This is a genomic window from Succinivibrio sp., from assembly GCF_045124615.1.
Taxonomy (GTDB): Bacteria; Pseudomonadota; Gammaproteobacteria; order Enterobacterales; family Succinivibrionaceae; genus Succinivibrio; species Succinivibrio faecicola.
The window spans coordinates 1-1,386 of sequence record NZ_JBGVMC010000334.1 but is presented as its reverse complement, the minus strand read 5'-3'; the positions used below and the strand labels follow the sequence as shown (position 1 = coordinate 1,386).

Sequence of the window (1,386 nt, the reverse complement as noted above, 5' to 3'; positions counted from 1 at the left end):
TTCCAAATCAGTTACACGTCTATCAAGTTCAACTATTTTGTTTTCGTCTCCAGAGCCTGGTAAAAGATTGCAGCGCTCCAGAATATTCTGCAGAACCAAAGAGGTAACAACTTTCTCATTACCTACAATAATTTTTGTCTGAGTGAAGATTTCTTCTAAGGTCGCACAATCACACATTCCCTTCAATACAGCGCCCTTTGCATTAATATGGCAGATATTTAAAGGAGTAAGGGCAATAGTGCCATCTATAGCAGCTTCTGCCTCGTCATTTGTAGCAAAACGTGTAATACCTGCAGTAGTTGATGTTGCAGGTGGATTAGAGAAAGATATATCTCCAAAATCAATATACTGTGGATTGCCATTGGTTAACAGAATATTGAAGGTGAATAATGCTTGAGAGGTTGCAACCTTCTGCAGAATAGGCTCTTGTGAAGAACCAACTGCAAACAGAATATTATCTGAAGTATAGATACCGACTGAACGAACTGTATAAACAGAATCAGAAGAATCTGTAGCATTAACCTGAATTTCTGTTGCTGATACAGTTGAACCGCCAACAGTAGTTAATTCTGCAACAACATTTCCAATATCAGAAGTCTGCTCAGAAGGTTTAAAATAGGCATTACCTAGCTGAACCTTTGATAATGTAACCTTATTGGTTCCTGAATGTTCTGCATTGATCAGTGCCTGAAGACCTGCTGCAGTAATAATGATGTCCATTTCCTGAGACATAAGATAACTCCTTTAATTTATAAAAGAATAAGAGAAAGATTTCATTGCTGAATAGGTTCTGATGTTTCTTGCTGAAACAAATGATGATTTCAGAGGTTTTACGTCATTAACTGTGATGTAAGAAAATGCTTTAAGTCTTGATGTTCTGCTTAACGTTGAATGCACCTTACATACAAGTTTTTGCACAATTGGAACGTTGCACATGACAACGCTCTTTTTGCCAGCAGAAAGAGTCAGATTGCCTTCTAAGGCCTGAATGATTGTTAATGTGTACTGAGAACGAACCGGCTTTGTAATATCAATAAGCAGTCTTAGATCGCGAGTCATTTCATCACGAACAATACCGCCTAGCTTGTTCTGACTTACAGTGATTTTGAATGTATGAGGAGTTCCCTGAGGTGACTGCTCCCACCATTCCTGCACGGTTGATGCGCTCCTTACTGAAGCTAATGCGTTTTTAACCGCACTCAGTGTTCCCATTCTGCGCTTTTCAACAATCATTGTAGCTATCACTGCCCTTTTTGTGTCTATTGGCCATGAATCACGCCACACTAAAGGTTGCCATTGAACTGCTAAATGATCTAACTGTTCGCTTGAAAGTTCATTGATTCTATATAAAAAAACAGCATCATTAAGATGCTGATGAACTTTTGA

2 protein-coding genes are annotated in these 1,386 nt (G+C 38.6%); both read right to left on the bottom strand.

The features are described from left to right. On the bottom strand, positions 1–732 hold a 732-nt coding region (locus ACJML3_RS08895), incomplete at its 3' end, for a phage tail protein (protein ID WP_406022481.1). A 12-nt stretch (positions 733–744) separates the two neighbouring features. After that, on the bottom strand, positions 745–1,386 hold a 642-nt coding region (locus tag ACJML3_RS08890; RefSeq protein ID WP_406022479.1), incomplete at its 5' end, for a phage tail protein I.